Annotated in this window: 5 protein-coding genes and 12 tRNA genes; all 17 read left to right on the top strand. The window is 35.4% G+C overall.

Annotation, left to right across the window (positions count from 1 at the left end; all coding sequences use genetic code 11):
- Positions 1-51: 51 nt before the first annotated feature.
- Positions 52-125, top strand: a tRNA-Asn gene (locus ACWODM_RS16210).
- A 46-nt stretch (positions 126-171) separates the two neighbouring features.
- A tRNA-Ser gene (locus ACWODM_RS16205) sits at positions 172-260 on the top strand.
- Between the two features lie 13 nt (positions 261-273).
- A tRNA-Glu gene (locus tag ACWODM_RS16200) sits at positions 274-345 on the top strand.
- A gap of 23 nt (positions 346-368) precedes the next feature.
- Positions 369-441, top strand: a tRNA-Val gene (locus ACWODM_RS16195).
- A 4-nt stretch (positions 442-445) separates the two neighbouring features.
- A tRNA-Asp gene (locus ACWODM_RS16190) sits at positions 446-519 on the top strand.
- 47 nt (positions 520-566) lie between these two features.
- Positions 567-642: transfer RNA gene (locus ACWODM_RS16185), tRNA-Phe, on the top strand.
- 1 nt (position 643) lies between these two features.
- A tRNA-Tyr gene (locus tag ACWODM_RS16180) sits at positions 644-724 on the top strand.
- A gap of 6 nt (positions 725-730) precedes the next feature.
- Positions 731-804, top strand: a tRNA-Trp gene (locus ACWODM_RS16175).
- A 2-nt stretch (positions 805-806) separates the two neighbouring features.
- Positions 807-879, top strand: a tRNA-His gene (locus tag ACWODM_RS16170).
- Positions 880-892: 13 nt separating this feature from the next.
- A tRNA-Gln gene (locus tag ACWODM_RS16165) sits at positions 893-964 on the top strand.
- A 34-nt stretch (positions 965-998) separates the two neighbouring features.
- Positions 999-1,069: transfer RNA gene (locus ACWODM_RS16160), tRNA-Cys, on the top strand.
- Between the two features lie 25 nt (positions 1,070-1,094).
- Positions 1,095-1,179, top strand: a tRNA-Leu gene (locus ACWODM_RS16155).
- A gap of 480 nt (positions 1,180-1,659) precedes the next feature.
- A complete protein-coding gene (locus ACWODM_RS16150; RefSeq protein ID WP_455322355.1) occupies positions 1,660-2,700 on the top strand; it encodes a hypothetical protein in 1,041 nt (346 codons plus the stop codon).
- Entirely contained in the window at positions 2,678-3,058 is a 381-nt protein-coding gene (locus ACWODM_RS16145; RefSeq protein WP_429976365.1) for an ASCH domain-containing protein, read from the top strand. Before ACWODM_RS16150 ends, ACWODM_RS16145 begins: the two co-directional genes overlap by 23 nt.
- Positions 3,059-3,067: 9 nt before the next feature.
- A complete protein-coding gene (locus tag ACWODM_RS16140; RefSeq protein WP_455322354.1) occupies positions 3,068-3,589 on the top strand; it encodes an ATP-binding protein in 522 nt (173 codons plus the stop codon).
- 5 nt (positions 3,590-3,594) lie between these two features.
- Complete coding sequence (locus ACWODM_RS16135) at positions 3,595-3,831, top strand: DUF3850 domain-containing protein (protein WP_455322353.1); 237 nt, start codon at positions 3,595-3,597, stop codon at positions 3,829-3,831.
- Between the two features lie 246 nt (positions 3,832-4,077).
- Complete coding sequence (locus tag ACWODM_RS16130; RefSeq protein ID WP_455322352.1) at positions 4,078-4,293, top strand: hypothetical protein; 216 nt, start codon at positions 4,078-4,080, stop codon at positions 4,291-4,293.
- Positions 4,294-4,334 lie beyond the last annotated feature (41 nt).

Raw genomic sequence — 4,334 nt, 5'->3', positions numbered from 1 at the left:
TGAGGGGTTGCCCCTTGTGAGAGTAGGACGTCGCCACGCAGATTTAATTATTCCGGCATAGCTCAGTTGGTAGTAGCGCATGACTGTTAATCATGATGTCGTAGGTTCGAGTCCTACTGCCGGAGTTCTCATTTTATGAGAGAAAGAAGAGTATTGCGTTTCTTTCAGCCCGGAGAGTTGTCCGAGAGGCCGAAGGAGCATGATTGGAAATCATGTAGATGGTAACCACTGTCTCAAGGGTTCGAATCCCTTACTCTCCGTTTTTTACAGACCGGTCCGTTGGTCAAGTGGTTAAGACACCGCCCTTTCACGGCGGTAACACGGGTTCGAATCCCGTACGGATCATTTACATTTTTAATGAACAACCTGGAGGTTTAGCTCAGCTGGGAGAGCATCTGCCTTACAAGCAGAGGGTCAGCGGTTCGATCCCGTTAACCTCCATTACGGTTTGGTAGTTCAGTTGGTTAGAATGCCTGCCTGTCACGCAGGAGGTCGCGGGTTCGAGTCCCGTCCAGACCGTTTTTCATTATTTTTGTAAAAAATCGAATAGTTTTTCTTATTGGTATGGCTCGGTAGCTCAGTTGGTAGAGCAATGGATTGAAGCTCCATGTGTCGGCAGTTCGATTCTGTCCCGCGCCACCATGGAGGAGTAGCGAAGTGGCTAAACGCGACGGACTGTAAATCCGTTCCTTAGGGTTCAGTGGTTCGAATCCACTCTCCTCCATTCCATAGGGGCATAGTTTAAAGGTAGAACAGCGGTCTCCAAAACCGTTAGTGTGGGTTCAATTCCTGCTGCCCCTGCCATGGCGACCGTGGCGAAGTGGTTAACGCACCGGATTGTGGCTCCGGCACTCGTGGGTTCGATTCCCATCGGTCGCCCTTTTATTATTCTTGGGGTATAGCCAAGCGGTAAGGCAACGGACTTTGACTCCGTCATGCGTTGGTTCGAATCCAGCTACCCCAGTTTTACTTGCAAAAGTAAAAATAAATAGTATAATGGCGGTATAGCCAAGTGGTAAGGCAGAGGTCTGCAAAACCTTCATCACCGGTTCAAATCCGGTTACCGCCTTAGTACTAAATTTACTCCTTAACATGCCGGCGTGGCGGAATTGGCAGACGCGCTGGACTCAAAATCCAGTGCCCGTTAAGGGCGTGCCGGTTCGACCCCGGCCGCCGGTATAGAAAAGACTGTTAAATCATTGATTTGACATTCTTTTTTTGCGTTGTGGTGCGAAAATGGTGCGAATGTCAAATTTTGAATGTTTTTTTAGAACAAAACTTAGTTATTTAATAATTAGTTGAGTGAAGTAAACAGTTATCAAATATGGTTAAGGTGCTGGAAAATTTCAGTACCTTTTTTTAGTGAAATTGTGACAATACGTGAATCTACAATTCATAAAATAAATGGATAAGAGGTTAAGTAAGTTAGAAAATGCATAACAGAATTGCACTTTTGTAAATGTAAAAAAAATTCCAGAAATTTTTACTAGTGATCGTAGACCATGGATTACTTCTTAACAAAAAAATGTGCAGGCTTCATAAAGTTAATTCAAACAGTAAGTTTGTTATAAAATAGTTCTAGAGCTTTTTTTCTAAAACGGTTATAATTAATTGTAAGTTATGTTAGAATAGGAACGTAAGTTCGGGGAGAGGATGGATATGATGAAGGATGTTATTCAAAAAGTTAAGTTCTCTGATTTAGATGTAAATGATCAATTTTTTGACTCTTTAAAAAAAGATTATGACTTTGAAAGATGGTTTTTAGGTAAGAGTAGTGAGGATGCATATATTTTTAAAGATAAAGGTATGCTAAATGGGTTTCTGTATTTGAAGGATGAATGTGAGGAGGATCAAACTATCTCTCCTAAATTTGTCAAAAAGAGACGATTAAAGATAGGAACATTTAAAATTAATGCACATGGAACTATTTTAGGGCAACGTTTTTTGAGTATTGCTTTACAAAAGATGATTGAAACCAATCAAGATTTTATTTATGTCACAGTTTTTGAAAAACAAGAAGGATTGATTCAACTCTTAGAAAAGTTTGGGTTTCAAATTTGGGGAACAAAAGCAAATGGTGAGTTAGTCTATTACAAAGATCAAACTATTTTTGAAGATATTTATAAAGACTATCCTAAAGTTAATTTAGAAAGTAATAAATATCTATTATCTATAAAACCTGAATTCCATACTAAGATGTTCCCTGACTCTAAATTACGCACTGAAAAAAATCATATAGTTGAGGATTTATCTTTCACCAATACAACTGAGAAAATATATATCACTAATATGTATGGAGTTAAAGGAATGAACATAGGCGATTTGATAGTGATATATCGGATGAAGGATTACAATGCTCGTTCAGCTGAATATAGTTCAGTAGCGACTTCTTTGTGTACTGTGGCAAGCGTAAAACACATGAATAATTTTAAAAGTATTGATGAGTATCTCAAATATTGTGGAAAAGGTTCTATCTTTAGTGAACAAGAACTTAGAGGTTACTATCAAACAAAAAAATATCCCTATATTATTAAAATGCTGTACAATTTAGCGCTTCCTAAACGAATCATTAGACAAGACTTGATAAACAAAGTAGGATTGGATAGAGAAGCATATTTTGGTTTCATGAATTTGTCAAATAATCAATTTGAAAAAATATTAGAAATAGGTGAAGTATATGAAGGTTTTATTATCCATTAAACCTGAATTTGTAGAAGAAATTATGGAAGGCAGAAAAAAGTTTGAATATAGAAAAAATATATTCAAGCGAGATGATATTTCATCTATTGTAGTTTATGCCACCAAACCTTATGGAAAAGTGGTTGGAGAATTTGAAATTGAAAGTATCATTAAAGATCGTCCATCCAATATTTGGAAAGAAACGAAACAATATTCTGGAATTTCAAGGAAATTTTTTAATGAATATTTTGATGGTCGTGATACAGGATTTGCTATTCAAATCAAAGAATTTATAAAGTATGATGTACCAATGGATTTGAATTATTTTGATAAAAAGATAAAAGTGGCACCTCAATCTTTTTGTTATATTGAAGGGTAACTGAGATAAATGAAATATATCTTATTAGCAGGAATTCATGGTGTTGGGAAATCTACCTTATTGGATCAGATTAAAAAAGTATATCCAATTGAGGCTTATACTATCAGTTCCTTGATTAAGAAAGCTGATCAACAAATAGATACCTCAAATAAACAAACAAAAGAAATTGCTGAAAATCAAAATCTATGGAAAAAGGAACTTAAAAAAATAGATTCCTTATCACCAAAAATAATACTTGATGGGCATTTTACGCTATTAAACAATACTGGAGAAATTGTTCCTTTACCATTTGAAACCTTTGAAAACGTTGATATTGTAGGTATTGTTTTGAAGAAAGAAATTCCAGAAGTGATTCAATCACGGCTATTTAATAGAGATAATCATGCTTGGGAGCTTGAAAGGATTCAAGAATTTCAAGAAGTTGAAGAAAATACTGTGAGAAGTTATTCTTTAAATGCTAAAATACCTCTTTTTGTATATGATAATACTAACCAATTTGACGATTTAATCAATTTTATTGATGAGAGGTGATAAGTTTGGAGCATAAGCTGAAGATTGATACAGAGTATTTTGAAGCCGTGCTAAATGAAAAAAAGAATTTTGAAATACGATTTAATGATCGGAATTTTCAAATTGAAGACATTGTAATCCTACAAGAAATAACTGAAAATAGAGAGTATACTGGTAGAGAGATAACTGCCACAATCTCTTATATAACAGACTTCGAACAAAAAGAAGGATTTGTAGTATTCAGCTTCAAGAAGCTAAAATAAATTTTCAAAACCACAGAACTTGAGAAAGTATCTGTGGTTTTCTTGTATCTTATAGACTTTAAAACTAATTAATAAGAGGTAAATAAGGAGATCAATGAGAAAACTTGCCACTTTCTATTAATAGTGTCAATCTCATAAATGAGTATTTTGATTTAGTTTTCCTATTTGGAGGGGATATCATAAAATATGAAATACGAGCACCACCATGAATAAGAACATTTTCATATTAAACTAAGGAGAAAACAAATGAATAAGAAAAAACGACAAGCGATCTCGCTAGTGGGTGTACTCACAGTGATGATTGCTTTTTTTATTACCCCAATTATGGCTCTTGCAGCTTCGGTCAATTATGAAAAAATTGGAGATTATGTTTCTACTGAGTATTGCGGACAGTTTGAGCCACTCATGCGGAATTTAGAGCCAGCGAGTGCGGGAGATAAAACCGGTCAATGCGGAAGATAAGGCCACTGATATATCTTATTATATCAGTGGCCTGCCATTAT

It is taken from the genome of Enterococcus olivae, from assembly GCF_053760925.1.
The sequence above is the reverse complement of the archived record's forward strand: the minus strand, read 5'-3'. Positions and strand labels throughout refer to the sequence as shown.